Source organism: Sphingobacterium thalpophilum (genome assembly GCF_038396785.1).
Taxonomy (GTDB): Bacteria; Bacteroidota; Bacteroidia; order Sphingobacteriales; family Sphingobacteriaceae; genus Sphingobacterium; species Sphingobacterium thalpophilum_A.
Genome location: NZ_CP151087.1, coordinates 3,021,884 through 3,036,576 on the forward strand (window position 1 = coordinate 3,021,884; position 14,693 = coordinate 3,036,576).

Consider the following 14,693-nt stretch of genomic DNA (forward strand, 5'->3'; position numbering starts at 1 on the left):
GATTAATAAACGTAACATAAAACTTCACCACCAACATTTTGAAGTCTAGCTTCTTTATCTGTCATTACACCTTTAGATGTTGACAAGATAGCAATACCTAAACCATTCAAAACACGAGGCATAGTATCAACGCTTGCATACTTTCTTAAACCAGGTTTACTCACACGTGTCAACGTACGAATAGCCGGAATTTTGCTAATTGGGTTATATTTCAATGCGATTTTGATCGTACCCTGTACGCCATTCTCATCGAATTTGTAATTAGCAATGTAACCTTTATCAAAAAGAACTTTAGTAATCTCTTTTTTTAGGTTCGATGCAGGAATTTCAACAACCCTGTGGTTGGCCTTGATGGCATTCCTTACTCGTGTAAGGTAATCCGCAATTGGATCTGTAGTCATTATATATGAAAATTTGTGACAGCGGTTTCCCTCCCAACCGTTGGTATGGGACCTTCTATCTGTTAAACAATTTTAAAATGCAAAAACCCCGGCAATCCTCAGTTGAATTGCCCGGGCAAAATTAAGTATTTTTTTTTAATTACCAAGAAGCTTTTTTCACCCCTGGGATTTTGCCATCTAAAGCCATCTCGCGGAATGTTACACGAGAGATACCGAATTGACGCATATATCCTTTAGGACGGCCAGTCAATTTACAACGATTGTGTAAACGTACTGGAGAAGCATTTTTAGGCAATTTATCTAATGCAACGTAATCGCCAGCAGCTTTTAATTCTGCACGTTTTGCCGCATATTTAGCTACCAATTTAGCGCGTTTTACTTCGCGTGCTTTTAATCCTTCTTTAGCCATTGTTATTAGTATTTTGATTTTTAAATGGTAAACCGAATTGTTTCAACAATTCTAAAGCCTCAACATCATTTTGAGCAGAAGTCACGAAAGTGATATCCATACCTTGGATCTTGTTGATTTTGTCAATGTTGATCTCAGGGAAAATGATTTGCTCAGTGATACCTAAGTTATAGTTACCACGTCCGTCAAAGCCTTTATCGTTGATACCGCGGAAGTCACGAATACGTGGAAGCGATACTGCTACCAAACGGTCCAAGAATTCAAACATATTGTTGTCACGTAAAGTAACACGTGCCCCTACAGGCATACCTTTACGTAATTTAAAGTTTGAAATATCTTTTTTCGATTTTGTAGCAACGGCTTGTTGACCTGTGATTAAAGTCAACTCAGCAATAGCGTTATCGATTAATTTTTTGTCAGCTGTTGCAGCTCCTACACCTTGTGAAACAACAATTTTCTCCAGTTTAGGAACCTGCATAATACTTTTATACTGAAATTTTTCTTGAAGTGCTTTACGGATTTCCTCCGCATATTTCACTTTTAATCTTGGTACGTAAGTCATTATTTAATTTCCTCCCCTGATTTTTTAGCGTAACGAACTAATTTACCATCTGCATTTAACTTACGACCTACACGTGTAGTTGCACCTGTTTTAGGATCGATAACAGCTAAATTAGAGATGTTAATACCAGCTTCTTTCTCAATGATACCACCATTAGGATTAGCTGCACTTGGTTTAGTGTGTTTTTTCACGATGTTAGCGCCCTCAACGATAGCTCTATTTTTATCCACTAAAACAGTTAATACTTTTCCTTGAACACCTTTAGAGTTACCAGCGATAACTTTCACTAAATCACCTTTTTTAATTTTGATTTTGTGCGTAGTTGTTTTTGTTTTCTGTGCCATAATTATAAAACCTCCGGTGCTAATGATACAATTTTCATGAACTGTTTCTCACGCAACTCTCTGGCAACAGGGCCAAAGATACGTGTACCACGTGGTTCATCATTATTATTTAATAATACAGCGGCGTTATCATCGAAACGGATGTATGAACCATCTTTACGACGGATTTCCTTTTTCGTTCTAACCACTACTGCTTTAGAAACGGAACCTTTTTTCACGTTTCCTGAAGGCATAGCGCTTTTCACCGATACAACAATCTTATCTCCGATTGATGCATAACGCTTGCGCGTACCGCCCAATACACGGATTACTAAAACTTGTTTAGCACCGCTATTGTCAGCTACATTAAGTCTTGATTCTTGTTGTACCATGTTATTTAGCTCTTTCTATAATTTCTACTAATCTCCAGTTTTTTGTTTTACTCAGCGGACGAGTTTCCATAATTAATACCGTATCGCCGATACCGCAGGTATTAGTTTCGTCATGAGCTTTAAATTTAGTAGTTTTTTTAACGAACTTACCATAGATCGGGTGTTTCACTTTACGTTCCACCGTTACCACAATAGATTTGTCCATCTTGTTGCTAACTACTAAGCCGATTCTTGTTTTTCTTAAATTTCTTTCCATTTCGACTTTAAATTTTACGCCTCAGAGGCTGTTTCATTTTTAGCTGCAGCTTTGCGTGCACTGATCTCTGTACTGATACGAGCGATAGTTTTGCGTGCTGCTTTGATCACGTTAGGGTTCTCAATAGCTGAAACAGCATGTGCAAATTTCAATTTTGTAAGGGCTGTTTTCTCTTCTACAAGACGAGCTTTTAAGTCCTCATTAGATAATTCTAAAATTTCTGAATTTTTCATGTTTTTTCAGTTGTTATTTGGGTTATCATCGCTTTATATATAGCGTTAGGGGTAACGGCCCTAACGCTTAAATGATGACATTACCAAGATTTTTATGCTTCAACGTAGTCTCTACGAATCACAAACTTAGTTTGAACCGGAAGTTTTTGAGCTGCAAGGCGTAAAGCTTCTTTGGCAATTTCCAAAGGCACACCTTCTGCTTCAAATAACATACGGCCTGGGCGTACTACTGCTACCCAGTATTCTGGAGCACCCTTACCTTTACCCATACGTACCTCTGCAGGTTTTTTCGTAACAGGTTTGTCAGGGAAAATACGAATCCAAACTTGACCTTCACGTTTCATATAACGTGTAACCGCAATACGAGCTGCCTCGATTTGACGACTAGTGATCCATGCTTGCTCCATTGTTTTGATACCGAAAGAACCGAAAGCTAACTCCGCTCCACGAGAAGCGTTACCTTTCATGCGGCCTTTCTGCATCTTTCTGAACTTCGTTCTTTTTGGCTGTAACATGTTCGTATACTTTTTAAATCTGCTTTTTCAGCAGGTTTTTGTTGTAATCTAAATAACTATTAATCTTTTTTCGGACCACGGTTGCTTCCACCACGGTTGTTTCCACCACGGTTGTTTCCACCACGGTTGTTTCCACCGCGACCACCTTTGTTGTTACGGTTGTCACGACGTTCGCCACCACCTTCGTGGTTGCCACGTGATTTTACACCAGATGCTTGACCAATGTTTGGAGATAAGTCACGTTTACCGTAAACCTCACCTTTACAGATCCAAACTTTGATACCAATTTTACCGTATGTAGTCAATGCTTCAGCTAAAGCGTAGTCGATATCAGCACGCAATGTGTGTAAAGGAGTTCTTCCTTCTTTGTATTGTTCAGTACGCGCCATTTCAGCACCACCTAAACGACCAGAACACATGATTTTGATACCTTCTGCACCCATACGCATGGTAGAAGCGATTGAAGTTTTCATTGCACGACGGAATGAAATACGTGCCTCTAATTGTTTAGCGACACCTTCAGCTACTAACTTAGCATCTAACTCAGGGCGTTTGATCTCGAAAATGTTGATTTGAACATCCTTTTTAGTCAGTTTTTTCAACTCTTCTTTGATCTTGTCAACTTCTTGACCACCTTTACCGATAACGATACCTGGACGAGCAGTGTGAATTGTAACAGTGATACGTTTTAAAGTTCTTTCGATAACAACTTTAGCTACACCACCTTTTGCAATACGAACAGAAAGATATTTTCTGATTTTTTCGTCTTCAACTAATTTATCGGAATAGTTTTTACCTCCGAACCAGTTAGAATCCCAACCTTTGATGATTCCTAATCTGCTACCTATTGGATTTGCTTTTTGTCCCATTTCTCAATAAATTAGTTTTGTTCAACGTTTAATTTGCTATCAACTACCAACGTAACGTGATTTGAACGTTTACGAACTCTGTATCCGCGACCTTGAGGAGCCGGACGCAATCTTTTCAATTGACGACCACCACCTACTGATACTTCTTTTACAATTAGTTCGCTTTCTTCCACTGATTTACCTTCGTTTTTGGCTTCCCAGTTTTTGATTGCAGATAATAATAATTTTTCTACACGAGCAGCAGCTTCTTTACTTGAGTGTTTCAAAATGTATAATGCATTTTCAACACGTTGACCGCGAATTAAGTCTACCACCAAACGCATCTTACGAGGCGAAGTCGGGCAGTTCAATAATTTGGCATCCGAAGCTCCTCCTTGTTGAGCTTTCTCTTGCTCTTTACGTTGTCTAATTAAGACAGACTTTTTAAGTTTTTTTGTTGCTTCCATTACCTATTATTTTTTCTTTTCTGCGTGGCCTCTGAATGTACGCGTAGGCGCGAATTCACCAAGCTTGTGACCTACCATATTCTCTGTTACATAAACAGGGATAAATTTATTCCCGTTGTGCACTGCGAAGGTATGGCCAACAAAATCAGGTGAAATCATTGATCTACGAGACCATGTTTTGATAACTGACTTTTTGTTAGTTTCATTCATAGAAAGAACTTTTCTTTCTAAGTTGTGATCGATATAAGGACCTTTTTTAATTGAACGAGCCATTATTTTTTCCTTCTCTCAATGATGTAACGATTCGATGTTTTCTTCTTGTAACGTGTTTTGAAGCCTTTAGCTAATACACCTGTACGTGAGCGTGGGTGACCTCCTGAAGTACGGCCTTCACCACCACCCATAGGGTGATCTACTGGGTTCATCGCAACACCACGAACTCTTGGACGACGACCTAACCAACGTTTGCGACCTGCTTTACCTAACACTTGGTTAGATCTTTCATGGTTCGATACTGAACCAATTGTAGCAACACAAGTCAATAAGATCATACGTGTTTCGCTCGAAGGCAATTTGATGATGGCATATTTACCATCACGAGCAGACAATTGAGCATAAGTACCAGCCGAACGAGCAATTGAACCACCTTGACCAGGATTTAATTCAATGTTGTGGATGATAGAACCCAATGGAATGTTTGCTAATGGTAATGTATTACCAACTTCTGGGGCAACTTTATCACCTGCGATTACAGTTTGACCAACTACTAAACCAGCTGGAGCAAGGATGTAACGTTTTTCACCATCAGCGTAATGCAACAAGGCAATACGAGCAGTACGATTTGGATCGTACTCGATAGTAGCTACTTTTGCAGGGATATCTTTTTTATCGCGTTTGAAATCAATTAATCGGTATACTTTTTTATGTCCCCCACCGAGATAACGCATAGTCATTTTACCGGAGTTATTACGACCGCCTGATTTCTTGTTGATTTTTACTACTAACGATTTTTCAGGAACGTTTGTAGTAACATCAGAGTAGTCAGCGCCTACTCTAAAACGAGTACCAGGGGTTACCGGTTTGAATCTTTTAACTGCCATTTTGTATTATATAGTACTGTAAAAGTCAATAGTTTCGCCGTCTTTAATCGTAATGACAGCCTTTTTATACTTAGGAGCTCTACCAGATACGAAACCTGCTTTTGTGTAACGGCTTTTTGCTTTACCAGCTACTACTGCAGTGTTTACAGCAAGAACTGTAACACCAAACATAGCCTCAACAGCTGCTTTAATCTGGATTTTGTTTGCTCTGTGATCTACTTTGAAAGCGTAACGGTTTAATTTTTCCGTTAACAAAGAAGCTTTCTCAGTCAAGATAGGTTTTTTAATAATTTCCATATTACTTAGCTAATGCTTCCTCCAAAGTTTTAACAGAATCTGTAGTCAACAATAATTTTGTTGCGTTCAATACATCATATGTATTTAAATCAGCTGCAACAATAACTTTTGCTTTTTTCAAGTTTCTGCTTGATTTATAAACAATCTCATCGTAAGCTGGTAATACCAACAATGTTTTCTCATCAGCTACGTTCAACGCATTTATTAAAGCAACATAGTTTTTAGTTTTGATAGCATCGAATTTTACTTCATCCAATACCACAATGTTATTATCTTTTGCTTTGTAAGATAACGCTGATTTACGTGCTACTTGTTTCAATTTTTTGTTCAATTTGAACGAGTAGTCACGAGGTTGAGGACCGAATACACGACCACCACCATTAAACAATGGAGATTTGATAGAACCCGCACGAGCACCACCAGTACCTTTTTGTTTGTGTAATTTACGAGTAGAACCCGCGATTTCGTTACGTTGTTTAGATTTGTGAGTTCCTTGGCGTTGGTTCGCTAAGTATTGTTTCACATCCAAATAGATCGCATGATCGTTAGGCTCTAACCCAAATACCGACTCAGGAAGTTGCACCTTGGCACCTGTTTCTTTACCTGATAAATTTAAAACTTTAACTTCCATCTCTACTATTTGTCTACGATTACATAAGAACCTTTAGCTCCTGGAATGGAACCACTAACAACGATAAGGTTTTGCTCAGCGTAAACTTTCAACACCTGTAAGTTTTGAACTTTAACTCTGTCACCACCTGTACGACCAGCCATGCGCGTACCTTTGAATACGCGTGAAGGCCATGATGAAGCACCTAATGAACCTGGAGCACGTAATCTGTTGTGCTGACCGTGAGTCGCACCACCTACACCACCAAATCCATGACGTTTCATTACACCTTGGAAACCTTTACCTTTTGAAGTACCAACTACATCTACGAATTCGCCTTCCTCGAAAAGTGTAACGTCAACTACGTCACCAAGTTGTTTTGCATCTGGGAAAGTTTTAAACTCTACCAACTTACGCTTAGGCGTTGTGTTTGCTTTCGCAAAGTGCCCTTTCAAAGGAGCTGTCGTGTTTTTCTCCTTAGCTTCGTCGAAACCAAGTTGAATTGCCGAGTAGCCATCCTTTTCTTCCGTACGTATCTGCGTAACCACGCACGGCCCGGCCTGAATCACTGTACAAGGAATATTTTTCCCATCAGCGTTAAACAGGCTCGTCATTCCTACTTTTTTTCCAATAATACCTGACATGTTGTAAATTAATTAATTAAAAGTCCTTCGAAGCAGTAGGGCTTCGCTCAAGACATACTATTCCCATTAAGGGACTGCAAAGTTACAAACATTTTTATAACTGTCAAATAATTAGTGAATTATTTTTTTTTATTTTCTACTTCTTTTAAAACCACTCCCCTATTTTTACGATTTGTCCTTTCAAGATTCCTTACATCGAATAATGCCCCAAAAAAAATAAAATTAGCACCCAAATCCATACTGCCATACAGCTGTCATAAGTTGCGCTAATTTTGAACTATCGTACAACGCAGAAGGCGATGTATTGCTTACTATAAAAACTTTAAAATACGAGAATCATGAAAACAGAAATCATTTCCAAAAACGAGCTACTTCAGCATTGGTTAGGCCACAGAAACCTGACAAGACAGACTATTGAAAAATTTCCAGAAGAAGGATTGTTCAATTACAAAGTAGAAGGCATGCGCACTTTTGCAGATATGATTAAGGAGCTATTAGGTATTGCTGCGCCAGGTCTCCAAGAAATTGTCACCAACAAGAGCGGCGAACTCAATGAGAATCTCAGTTATTCGACCAAAGCACAATTGCTTCAGGCCTGGGATGAAGCTACTCCTCAGATCAGTGAATTGTTCAATCAAATTCCAGAAGAACGCTTTGCCGAAGAATTCAACCTATTCGGCCAGTACAAATCGCCAGTCATTCACAGCATCCTTTATTTTATCGATAATGAAATCCACCACCGTGGCCAAGGATTTGTTTATCTAAGATTACTTGGTATAGAACCTCCATTTTTTTGGGAAAGAGGGTAGTTAGTCACCTCCTCAAAAACTCATACTCGCACCGATTATCCATTGCGCCGATCTTGAGTCCGTGTTATTCCCACGATTTGAGCATCCTTCGATTTCTATTCGCCCCTCTTTCTGGTCTGATTCGTGCCCTATCGCACATAAATGCGGGGTGAGAAAGAAGTACAACCGTGGTGACTCCGAGTTTAACTCGGAGTCACCACGGACTAATGTCAGACTCACCACGGATACAAGCTGACTCTGACACGAAGCAGGCTCGAACAGATACCGAAGGCATATCGAATCTCTGCATCCGCAGTTGCTCAAAAAACTACTGTAAATTAGGTTATGAATAGTATCTTTTAGATTTGTTCCAAAGCCGATGAAAGCAGACGCTTTACGACCTCTTTTAACGATTCGGGTTCAATAATTGTTCCTTTATCAGCAAACATCAGATACCAGCGCGCAAAGCCGTTCTCCATATTAATGCATTCGAAATGCATCTCTACATAATTATCGGTGACAGTTTCCTTTTGGAAACCAAAATAGTGACGATCCCATTCCATATAGCGGGCCATATCCTTATCTACTTGCACAACGACTTTTGTCGTGGGAACGTCATGACGTTTATTCAGAAAGAAAGATAACTCGGGATGCTCTTTTCCAAAATCTTCGGCAAGTATTCTAATATTGTTTATTCTGTCCAAACGGAATTGCCTGTAATCTTGTCGTAATCTACAAAAAGCGAGGACATACCAAAACTTGCTCTCCACAAAAATACCCACAGCTTCGATTTCACGCCTTTCTGGAGTTTTATCCGAAGGTTTGGAATAATAGATTTCCACACATTTTTTAGCAGCGATGCTTTCGATCAGTATATTGGTGCCATGGGTTAGCTTCTCATTGAATTGATGACGCCCACCGCGCACCAGAAAGTTATCCCCAACTAAGGCTACCTGTTCTTTTTCGTTACCCCGTAATATGGCTTTCATTTTTAGCAATGCTGTTGTAAAATGATGCGCAAGATTCCGATCTGTATACTTTTCCACCAGTTTCTCCGCTGCCACAAAACTCAATGCCTCCTCTCGGGTAAATTGCAGAGGTGGCATTTTATATCCCTCCACCAAAGAATAACCGCTTCCCGCTTCACCGTAAATCGGAATCCCTGCTTGCATCAGGGATCTGATATCACGATAAATCGTACGCGGACTTACTTCATAGCGTTCTGCCAAAGCAGCAGCAGTGACCACAGGTTTAGCCTGTAGATGCATATAAATAGCAAGTATGCGGTCGAATCTCTTTTGAATATCGGTCATTGGGATAAAAGTACAACAAAAAATACACCGATTTAAGCTTTAAAGTGCAAAGTTAGCGCTCAAACATAATGATAATTCGCTATTCGAAAACTACAATTACAACTATCATATTCTAAATTCATATCCATAGTCCAATCTTAATTTAACCAGGTATTTTTTTCCGATCGTGTAACTTCCAGTAACCATGAGCTCTTCTTAAGGTTCCAACTAGCTTCTGTTTAAATTTGGGTGTACCTGAGAAGTCTAATTTCTCTAAAAAGCTAATAAAAATTGTATTCTGTACCTTCTTATCAACCAAAGGCAAATTTTCGTTAAGAAAAGCTACCACAGCATCAAATAGATCTGAGTTGTCATCATCTATAGCTTTCTGAATATACCGTTTAAGACTTCCCATTTTTAAAGTAATAGAAAAACTATAATCTTCATCCAGAATTTCTTCTTCTAAATTTGGAAATATCCTAATCAAATCGGCGATAAATAAATCTTTATTTTTCATAGCACAATATCAAAACATATTATTCATATCTCTTCTAGCTCTATTTAAGTTGAATAATCTCAAAAATGGCAAAGCTTTAAATTATAAAGCCTTGCCACTAATCTTATCTTTGCACATAACATCTTTCTAAGCCAGCTTATGGATTCCGTCGAAAACAACTATATAACCCCACAATAGATGGAATTCGAGAAGTCTCCCTCCAGTGTATCCCACACACCAACGTAAACATGGAGATCACCTGTTTTTCTGCTTATCTCCTCAAATTGCAACGAGCAGGTGCCCTGATTGACATTGGCAATAGAGGTTCTTAGATGCGACTCGGCATCTAAGCTTATCAATCCCAGATTGATTTTATATATGCTACTTTTATACTGATCATCTACAGTCCAGCTAAGATCAATCCGATCGCCATCCAATCTTACTTGACAGTTGGCTAATGGGGTAAGCGGACCCGAAAACAGCAATAGCTTTTCAAGGTTAACAAAAGGCTTATTCTCTTCATCTAATTCAAGAGTTTCTTTAAAAATGTGGCGCTGTGCCAATTGGAAAGCACCTACACGACTTCCCTTTTTCGCTAGAGACTGATAGCCAAACTCAAGAATTCTTTTATTCCATGCGGCAAACTTACCTGCAATTTTCTGTTTTTCTCTATTTAATAGCTCGGCCTCGCTAGGCGGAGACGTTCGTTTTCTTTTACCGCCGCGTATGATATTTTGGCCATTCAATAGGTAAGCATTCACCGAACCAAATTTCCCAACAATAGGGCCGTTCGGACCATTTTGTAAAATTGCCATAAAGTTTCTCTCCTTTTGTTTATAATTAATTGGTATATAAATTATTACCAAGATAACACCAAATTCCCTATTAAAAGAGGAGTAACACTATTTTTACTAGGGGTTAGCAGGGGGTTAACAGGGGTAATACCCCTATTAACCCCCTGCTAACCCCCTGTTATACCCCTATAAAAGCCCTGTTAATATAGAAATTGATATAAGCTAGATATTGTTATGTGCACTAGACGAAAGAGCCTGTATTTGACAGAGAATAGGATCAAATACGACATGAAGAAACATGTCGTAAGATAGAGCGGGTTCAATCCTATAAAACAAAAAAAGTGAAGTACCTTACATACTTCACTTTTCCACATCGTGTTAATAACTTTGTTGAAAACTCAAAAAAATAGCTCTTATTGCTTGATTACCTTTTCTCCAAGGGGCAACCGGTCATATCGCACCAATGTTTCTACATAGAAGAAATGGACATAGGTCAAGCACACACTATAATTACAAAAAACACCTTTTCATTTAGATAAATTGACTAAAGATATTCAATCAACAGCGAAGATGTCTTATCGTTAAAGTTTAAGATTGACAAATCAATGGTATGTCCAGTTAATAGCGCAGAATCTCCTGTAAAATCTCCATTTTCATAGAGTGTAACCTTAAAACCTTTTGGAATACTAATACTGCTCAGTTGGTCGTTCGTAACACCCAGTCCTTGCAAATCAGTAAGACTGTAACTTCCAATGCCAAGCTGTTTATACCAGCCACGGAAAGGAGTATCACCATACAATGTCACATTGGTCATAGGCGAAGTACTTAAAGATGGCCCATAAGAGTTAATATAGTAACGCAAATCAGTATATCTGTTGAAACTAGGATTTAACTTTTTCAGGAAACCGAACATCTCGCCCTTCATAATGGATGCCATCTGGACAAAAGCATAGCTGGATCCTGCCGCATTAAACGGTTTATTATAATCAGCTCTAGTTTTGTCAGGAGCCCATTCGGTGTTGACAAATTCAAGATGAATATTATTGTCAGGATCCAAGACATAAGGGGCCATAAAAGAGACCGCATCCCTAATAGATCCACCCAAGACTGGCGTATCATTGGGATTAATTCTTAAATTAACCCATTTTGTAGCACGGTGATTTACCAAACTATCAAGCATATGCCGGCCTCGTTTGATATAAAAAGTGCGACCAATCTGTCCGATAAACTCTAGATCATACACATGATAGGCAAAGGCATCCCTGCCAAGAAAATCTACGCTAGCCCCATCCGCACGATAATTTTTATTATGATGAGTACTAAAATCTGACGTCGCTTGGTTGATAAGCGCTCCATCATTCAGTATATAAGCGATATCAATCATCAACAGATTACGGATAGTTTCCCAATTATTGGTTCTGACCGATTGAGTTTTGTAAAAGTTATATCTTGTCCGTAACCAATTGTCGATCGTCATCCTGCTGTTAGCATCAATTTTTGCACGAATAAGTGAATATCCTGTAAGAAATGGAAGATATATACTTTCATCGGGAGTTTGGCTTGTTGCTGTGTTAACGGCGGCCCAAGAAAGAAGAAATTCCTTCGCCTTATCAACATATTGCCCTGCATTTGCCTGCTCCTGAAACAAAAAATATTGTAGCGCCAACGAATACACCTTAGCTGCATCAGTCTGCACTTTATTCTTGCCATCGGGATCTGAAATTTTTGCAACCGGAACAGGAACTGTATTCAATGCATCATTTGCTTTAACAGTAACTTGATTGTTTATTAGCGTTTGGGCGGCGGATAATGTTGCTAGATCAAGCTGAATGGAGTCAAAGGTTACTTTATCCATGACTAGGTTGCTATAAAAGTTTGGTCCCGATGCTGTATAATCAATTTTCAATTTTGGTCGAAGTCCCACATCCTGCGCTTCTTTAGACTGAAAGTCGGAATAAAATGAAGTAGAACCGGAGGTTTTTCGCTGTGCGACAATCTTAATAGACAATTTTCTGTCCGAATCCAAAGCTTCTTGAATCACTGAGGAGGGAATATCGAGATAGACAATTCCATTTGTAACTTTTAGTTTTCCATTGACTTCTCCAAGCTTTGTCCCTGTCGCTGGCGCATTATTCCAATTGATCGTTTTCTCACCCCAATCTTTTTCAAGCGTTGTGTAGTACAGCCACTTGGCATTTGCTGTATCCGCAGCACTGGAAACCCCACCAGCCAATTCAACACGTGCTGACTGTACACTAGCAACATTGCTGGGCAATGCGGTCAGATCAAAACGCAGATAGATATCCCTTCGATAACCTGGAGCATCATCTTTGGCAATCAGCCAACTATTATCACCATAATTGGTACTGGCGTTAGTCCCATCCTGAACATACGCATCTGCGACGGGCAAAAGGCTGACCTCATTTGCGGAATCAAAAGTAGCTGCTTTTTTTTGCAGCTGAGCAATAGAGCTTTCGGGCTTCAGCATATCCTTATGACAGGCCATCATTGCCGAAAGTGTGCTCATCAGTGCGACTGCAATGAATCTGAGTTTACTGTTTGTTGTTCTCATTCTTTGTTAGATTTATGATATTGGTAGTTTATAATTGGAACAATATGCCTCTAATACATCCGGGAGATGTAGATCATATTGTTTATGGAGTTGCTACTAATGGAACAGCCCTGAACAAGAGATCCTCCCAATGAAAATTTCTCTTGGCTATTTACCTCTTTTTAGCTCGCTCTGAAATGGATAGTTCTTTCCACGGCTACGTCCTTTAAAAACGATAAGAACTGAACCATCTTTCCATATCAAAGGAGCAGGATTTGATATATGTTTATGGTTCATGATCTATTGTGACCTAATAAAAAATTCGCTCTAAAAATTGTAGTATTCAATAGAATTATTATCATGTCTTTGAAACAATAAATCAAACATTGTTTCAAAGACTAGGCACTTATGATAGTTTCTATGGCTTGATTACCTTTTCTCCTTGGAGCAACCGATCATACCGAACCAATGCCTCCACATAATAGTAATCAGCATAGGTTAAAGGAACATCAACCTCTGTTTTATGTGGAATCGAACCAACACTATGTTTTAAAATATAGCCACCGGCTTCTTTATAATCTGCTTTGTAGGGTTTAGATGATAAAGACCGCAACATCTGCTCAGCCTTTGAGATATACAGCTGGCTTTCACCACCTGTTGTGTATTGCGCCAGTTCCAGCAAAGCCGAAGCGGTCACCGAAGCGGTCGACACATCACGAAGATCTTTCTGGCTATAATATTTACTATCCGGAGTAAGCTTGTTCTGGTCCATATCCCAATAAGGTATCAGATCTTTTGGAAGATTGGGATGATTCAGATAAAACTGTGCAATATGTCGAGCTTGCTCCAAATATTTCTTGTCGCCGGTCTCGCGGTACATCATCGTATAACCATACAGTCCCCAAGACTGTCCCCTAGCCCATGCAGACTCATCAAAAGCACCTTGAGCAGTCTTTCTCGAAATAATGCTTCCATCCTTTGGATTGTAATCCACGACATGGTAGGAACTGTAATCTTTTCGGTAGTGATTGACCATCGTTGTATTGGCATGTTGCACCGCAATATCACGATAACGCTTATCACCTGTCATTTTGGAAACTTCCGTCAGAAACTCCAGGTTCATCATGTTGTCAATAATCACTGGGTAAGTCCAAGGCTGGCCATCCCAGTTTTTGCCCCCATCCCATGAACGGATAGTTTTGGGTGCTTCGTGGAAACGGGTCGCCAATGAGGCTGCTCCGGTACTTAAAATTTCCTTATAAGCAGCCGAATCTCCCGTCAAGCGTAATGCATTACCAAAGCTGCAGTACAACATAAAACCCAAATCATGTGTTCCCTTGTTGTTCTTTTCCTTCTCGAGTTCCTTCAACTTACTTTTGGCTTCCGTTAATAGCTTCTCATCTTTGGTATATTCATAGAGATAGAGCACTGTACCGGGATAAAATCCAGAACACCACCAGCTTGAACCCCAATTCACATATTTACCATCTTTATAGGTTGTAGGCATATCCGATTCATCGATCGATGCTGCGAGGTAGGCGATCTGCTTGTGTGCATTTTCTAAATTGGTACGGACAAATTCTTTGTCAAGCCCCAATTTCACTGTCCCTAAGTTTCGCTGACTGGAACAGGAAATTCCCTGCATTCCTAGTCCGATCATTAAAGCCCCCGTAATATAGTGTTGTATCTTCATTTTATCCAGTCCTTAATCTTTG

General features: G+C 39.4%; 21 protein-coding genes. 1 reads left to right on the plus strand and 20 read right to left on the minus strand.

Annotated elements, in window-relative coordinates:
• Nucleotides 1-2: 2 nt before the first annotated feature.
• The 15 genes from rpsH to rplC all read right to left on the minus strand — a co-directional run bounded on the left by rpsH (nt 3) and on the right by rplC (nt 7,057).
• Complete coding sequence (gene rpsH, locus AACH28_RS13400; protein WP_223584601.1) at nt 3-404, minus strand: 30S ribosomal protein S8; 402 nt, start codon at nt 402-404, stop codon at nt 3-5.
• A 136-nt stretch (nt 405-540) separates the two neighbouring features.
• Nucleotides 541-810, minus strand: a complete 270-nt coding sequence (rpsN, locus tag AACH28_RS13405) for a 30S ribosomal protein S14 (protein WP_028071569.1) — start codon at nt 808-810, stop codon at nt 541-543.
• Nucleotides 803-1,372, minus strand: coding sequence for a 50S ribosomal protein L5 (gene rplE, locus AACH28_RS13410; RefSeq protein WP_046674875.1), 570 nt, complete (start codon nt 1,370-1,372; stop codon nt 803-805). Before rplE ends, rpsN begins: the two co-directional genes overlap by 8 nt.
• Nucleotides 1,372-1,716: a 50S ribosomal protein L24 gene (gene rplX, locus AACH28_RS13415; protein ID WP_407073617.1), complete on the minus strand. Its 345-nt coding sequence runs from the start codon at nt 1,714-1,716 to the stop codon at nt 1,372-1,374. The genes rplE and rplX overlap by 1 nt, the downstream gene beginning before the upstream one ends.
• A 2-nt stretch (nt 1,717-1,718) precedes the next feature.
• Nucleotides 1,719-2,087, minus strand: coding sequence for a 50S ribosomal protein L14 (gene rplN / locus AACH28_RS13420; protein WP_046674873.1), 369 nt, complete (start codon nt 2,085-2,087; stop codon nt 1,719-1,721).
• 1 nt (nt 2,088) lies between these two features.
• On the minus strand, nt 2,089-2,343 hold the full coding sequence (gene rpsQ, locus AACH28_RS13425) for a 30S ribosomal protein S17 (RefSeq protein ID WP_153844936.1): 255 nt from the start codon (nt 2,341-2,343) through the stop codon (nt 2,089-2,091).
• 14 nt (nt 2,344-2,357) lie between these two features.
• Entirely contained in the window at nt 2,358-2,576 is a 219-nt protein-coding gene (rpmC, locus tag AACH28_RS13430; protein WP_046674871.1) for a 50S ribosomal protein L29, read from the minus strand.
• Nucleotides 2,577-2,668: 92 nt separating this feature from the next.
• Nucleotides 2,669-3,091 carry a 50S ribosomal protein L16 gene (gene rplP, locus AACH28_RS13435; RefSeq protein ID WP_046674870.1) on the minus strand — a complete coding sequence of 141 codons (423 nt, stop codon included), beginning with the start codon at nt 3,089-3,091 and terminating at the stop codon, nt 2,669-2,671.
• A 59-nt stretch (nt 3,092-3,150) separates the two neighbouring features.
• A complete protein-coding gene (gene rpsC / locus AACH28_RS13440; protein ID WP_341830713.1) occupies nt 3,151-3,960 on the minus strand; it encodes a 30S ribosomal protein S3 in 810 nt (269 codons plus the stop codon).
• An 11-nt stretch (nt 3,961-3,971) separates the two neighbouring features.
• Nucleotides 3,972-4,406, minus strand: coding sequence for a 50S ribosomal protein L22 (rplV, locus tag AACH28_RS13445; RefSeq protein ID WP_077438121.1), 435 nt, complete (start codon nt 4,404-4,406; stop codon nt 3,972-3,974).
• Between the two features lie 6 nt (nt 4,407-4,412).
• Complete coding sequence (gene rpsS / locus AACH28_RS13450; RefSeq protein ID WP_002997495.1) at nt 4,413-4,679, minus strand: 30S ribosomal protein S19; 267 nt, start codon at nt 4,677-4,679, stop codon at nt 4,413-4,415.
• Entirely contained in the window at nt 4,679-5,506 is an 828-nt protein-coding gene (gene rplB, locus AACH28_RS13455) for a 50S ribosomal protein L2 (RefSeq protein ID WP_046674867.1), read from the minus strand. Before rplB ends, rpsS begins: the two co-directional genes overlap by 1 nt.
• A 6-nt stretch (nt 5,507-5,512) precedes the next feature.
• A complete protein-coding gene (gene rplW, locus AACH28_RS13460; protein WP_046674866.1) occupies nt 5,513-5,803 on the minus strand; it encodes a 50S ribosomal protein L23 in 291 nt (96 codons plus the stop codon).
• A 1-nt stretch (nt 5,804) separates the two neighbouring features.
• A complete protein-coding gene (gene rplD / locus AACH28_RS13465) occupies nt 5,805-6,434 on the minus strand; it encodes a 50S ribosomal protein L4 (RefSeq protein WP_046674865.1) in 630 nt (209 codons plus the stop codon).
• A gap of 5 nt (nt 6,435-6,439) precedes the next feature.
• Nucleotides 6,440-7,057, minus strand: coding sequence for a 50S ribosomal protein L3 (gene rplC / locus AACH28_RS13470; protein WP_341830714.1), 618 nt, complete (start codon nt 7,055-7,057; stop codon nt 6,440-6,442).
• 338 nt (nt 7,058-7,395) lie between these two features.
• Between rplC and AACH28_RS13475 the strand changes: the two genes are divergently transcribed.
• Nucleotides 7,396-7,866 (plus strand): DinB family protein, encoded by a 471-nt coding sequence (locus tag AACH28_RS13475; RefSeq protein ID WP_075990872.1) that lies wholly within the window; start codon nt 7,396-7,398, stop codon nt 7,864-7,866.
• Between the two features lie 338 nt (nt 7,867-8,204).
• Here the strand turns inward: AACH28_RS13475 and AACH28_RS13480 are convergent, their stop codons facing one another.
• The 5 genes from AACH28_RS13480 to AACH28_RS13500 all read right to left on the minus strand — a co-directional run bounded on the left by AACH28_RS13480 (nt 8,205) and on the right by AACH28_RS13500 (nt 14,671).
• Nucleotides 8,205-9,158 (minus strand): YafY family protein, encoded by a 954-nt coding sequence (locus tag AACH28_RS13480; RefSeq protein ID WP_075990871.1) that lies wholly within the window; start codon nt 9,156-9,158, stop codon nt 8,205-8,207.
• A 142-nt stretch (nt 9,159-9,300) separates the two neighbouring features.
• Nucleotides 9,301-9,654 carry a hypothetical protein gene (locus AACH28_RS13485; protein ID WP_341830715.1) on the minus strand — a complete coding sequence of 118 codons (354 nt, stop codon included), beginning with the start codon at nt 9,652-9,654 and terminating at the stop codon, nt 9,301-9,303.
• Between the two features lie 158 nt (nt 9,655-9,812).
• The gene (locus AACH28_RS13490; protein WP_341830716.1) at nt 9,813-10,448 is read right to left on the minus strand and encodes a hypothetical protein; all 636 of its coding nucleotides are present in this window, start codon (nt 10,446-10,448) and stop codon (nt 9,813-9,815) included.
• Between the two features lie 523 nt (nt 10,449-10,971).
• The gene (locus AACH28_RS13495; RefSeq protein WP_341830717.1) at nt 10,972-12,999 is read right to left on the minus strand and encodes a DNRLRE domain-containing protein; all 2,028 of its coding nucleotides are present in this window, start codon (nt 12,997-12,999) and stop codon (nt 10,972-10,974) included.
• A gap of 397 nt (nt 13,000-13,396) precedes the next feature.
• Nucleotides 13,397-14,671, minus strand: a complete 1,275-nt coding sequence (locus AACH28_RS13500; RefSeq protein ID WP_088160085.1) for a glycoside hydrolase family 88 protein — start codon at nt 14,669-14,671, stop codon at nt 13,397-13,399.
• Between the last annotated feature and the right edge of the window lie 22 nt (nt 14,672-14,693).

Excerpts from the sequence above, each read along its gene's own strand:
- rplC (WP_341830714.1), bottom strand. The coding sequence starts at position 7,057 with ATGTCAGGTATTATTGGAAAAAAAGTAGGAATGACGAGCCTGTTTAAC.
- AACH28_RS13495 (WP_341830717.1), bottom strand. The coding sequence starts at position 12,999 with ATGAGAACAACAAACAGTAAACTCAGATTCATTGCAGTCGCACTGATG.
- rpsN (WP_028071569.1), bottom strand. The coding sequence starts at position 810 with ATGGCTAAAGAAGGATTAAAAGCACGCGAAGTAAAACGCGCTAAATTG.
- rplD (WP_046674865.1), bottom strand. The coding sequence starts at position 6,434 with ATGGAAGTTAAAGTTTTAAATTTATCAGGTAAAGAAACAGGTGCCAAG.
- rpsC (WP_341830713.1), bottom strand. The coding sequence starts at position 3,960 with ATGGGACAAAAAGCAAATCCAATAGGTAGCAGATTAGGAATCATCAAA.
- rpmC (WP_046674871.1), bottom strand. The coding sequence starts at position 2,576 with ATGAAAAATTCAGAAATTTTAGAATTATCTAATGAGGACTTAAAAGCT.
- rplE (WP_046674875.1), bottom strand. The coding sequence starts at position 1,372 with ATGACTTACGTACCAAGATTAAAAGTGAAATATGCGGAGGAAATCCGT.
- rpsQ (WP_153844936.1), bottom strand. The coding sequence starts at position 2,343 with ATGGAAAGAAATTTAAGAAAAACAAGAATCGGCTTAGTAGTTAGCAAC.
- AACH28_RS13480 (WP_075990871.1), bottom strand. The coding sequence starts at position 9,158 with ATGACCGATATTCAAAAGAGATTCGACCGCATACTTGCTATTTATATG.
- rplX (WP_407073617.1), bottom strand. The coding sequence starts at position 1,716 with ATGGCACAGAAAACAAAAACAACTACGCACAAAATCAAAATTAAAAAA.
- AACH28_RS13490 (WP_341830716.1), bottom strand. The coding sequence starts at position 10,448 with ATGGCAATTTTACAAAATGGTCCGAACGGCCCTATTGTTGGGAAATTT.
- rplB (WP_046674867.1), bottom strand. The coding sequence starts at position 5,506 with ATGGCAGTTAAAAGATTCAAACCGGTAACCCCTGGTACTCGTTTTAGA.
- rplW (WP_046674866.1), bottom strand. The coding sequence starts at position 5,803 with ATGGAAATTATTAAAAAACCTATCTTGACTGAGAAAGCTTCTTTGTTA.
- rpsS (WP_002997495.1), bottom strand. The coding sequence starts at position 4,679 with ATGGCTCGTTCAATTAAAAAAGGTCCTTATATCGATCACAACTTAGAA.
- rplP (WP_046674870.1), bottom strand. The coding sequence starts at position 3,091 with ATGTTACAGCCAAAAAGAACGAAGTTCAGAAAGATGCAGAAAGGCCGC.
- AACH28_RS13500 (WP_088160085.1), bottom strand. The coding sequence starts at position 14,671 with ATGAAGATACAACACTATATTACGGGGGCTTTAATGATCGGACTAGGA.
- AACH28_RS13485 (WP_341830715.1), bottom strand. The coding sequence starts at position 9,654 with ATGAAAAATAAAGATTTATTTATCGCCGATTTGATTAGGATATTTCCA.
- AACH28_RS13475 (WP_075990872.1), top strand. The coding sequence starts at position 7,396 with ATGAAAACAGAAATCATTTCCAAAAACGAGCTACTTCAGCATTGGTTA.
- rplV (WP_077438121.1), bottom strand. The coding sequence starts at position 4,406 with ATGGAAGCAACAAAAAAACTTAAAAAGTCTGTCTTAATTAGACAACGT.
- rplN (WP_046674873.1), bottom strand. The coding sequence starts at position 2,087 with ATGGTACAACAAGAATCAAGACTTAATGTAGCTGACAATAGCGGTGCT.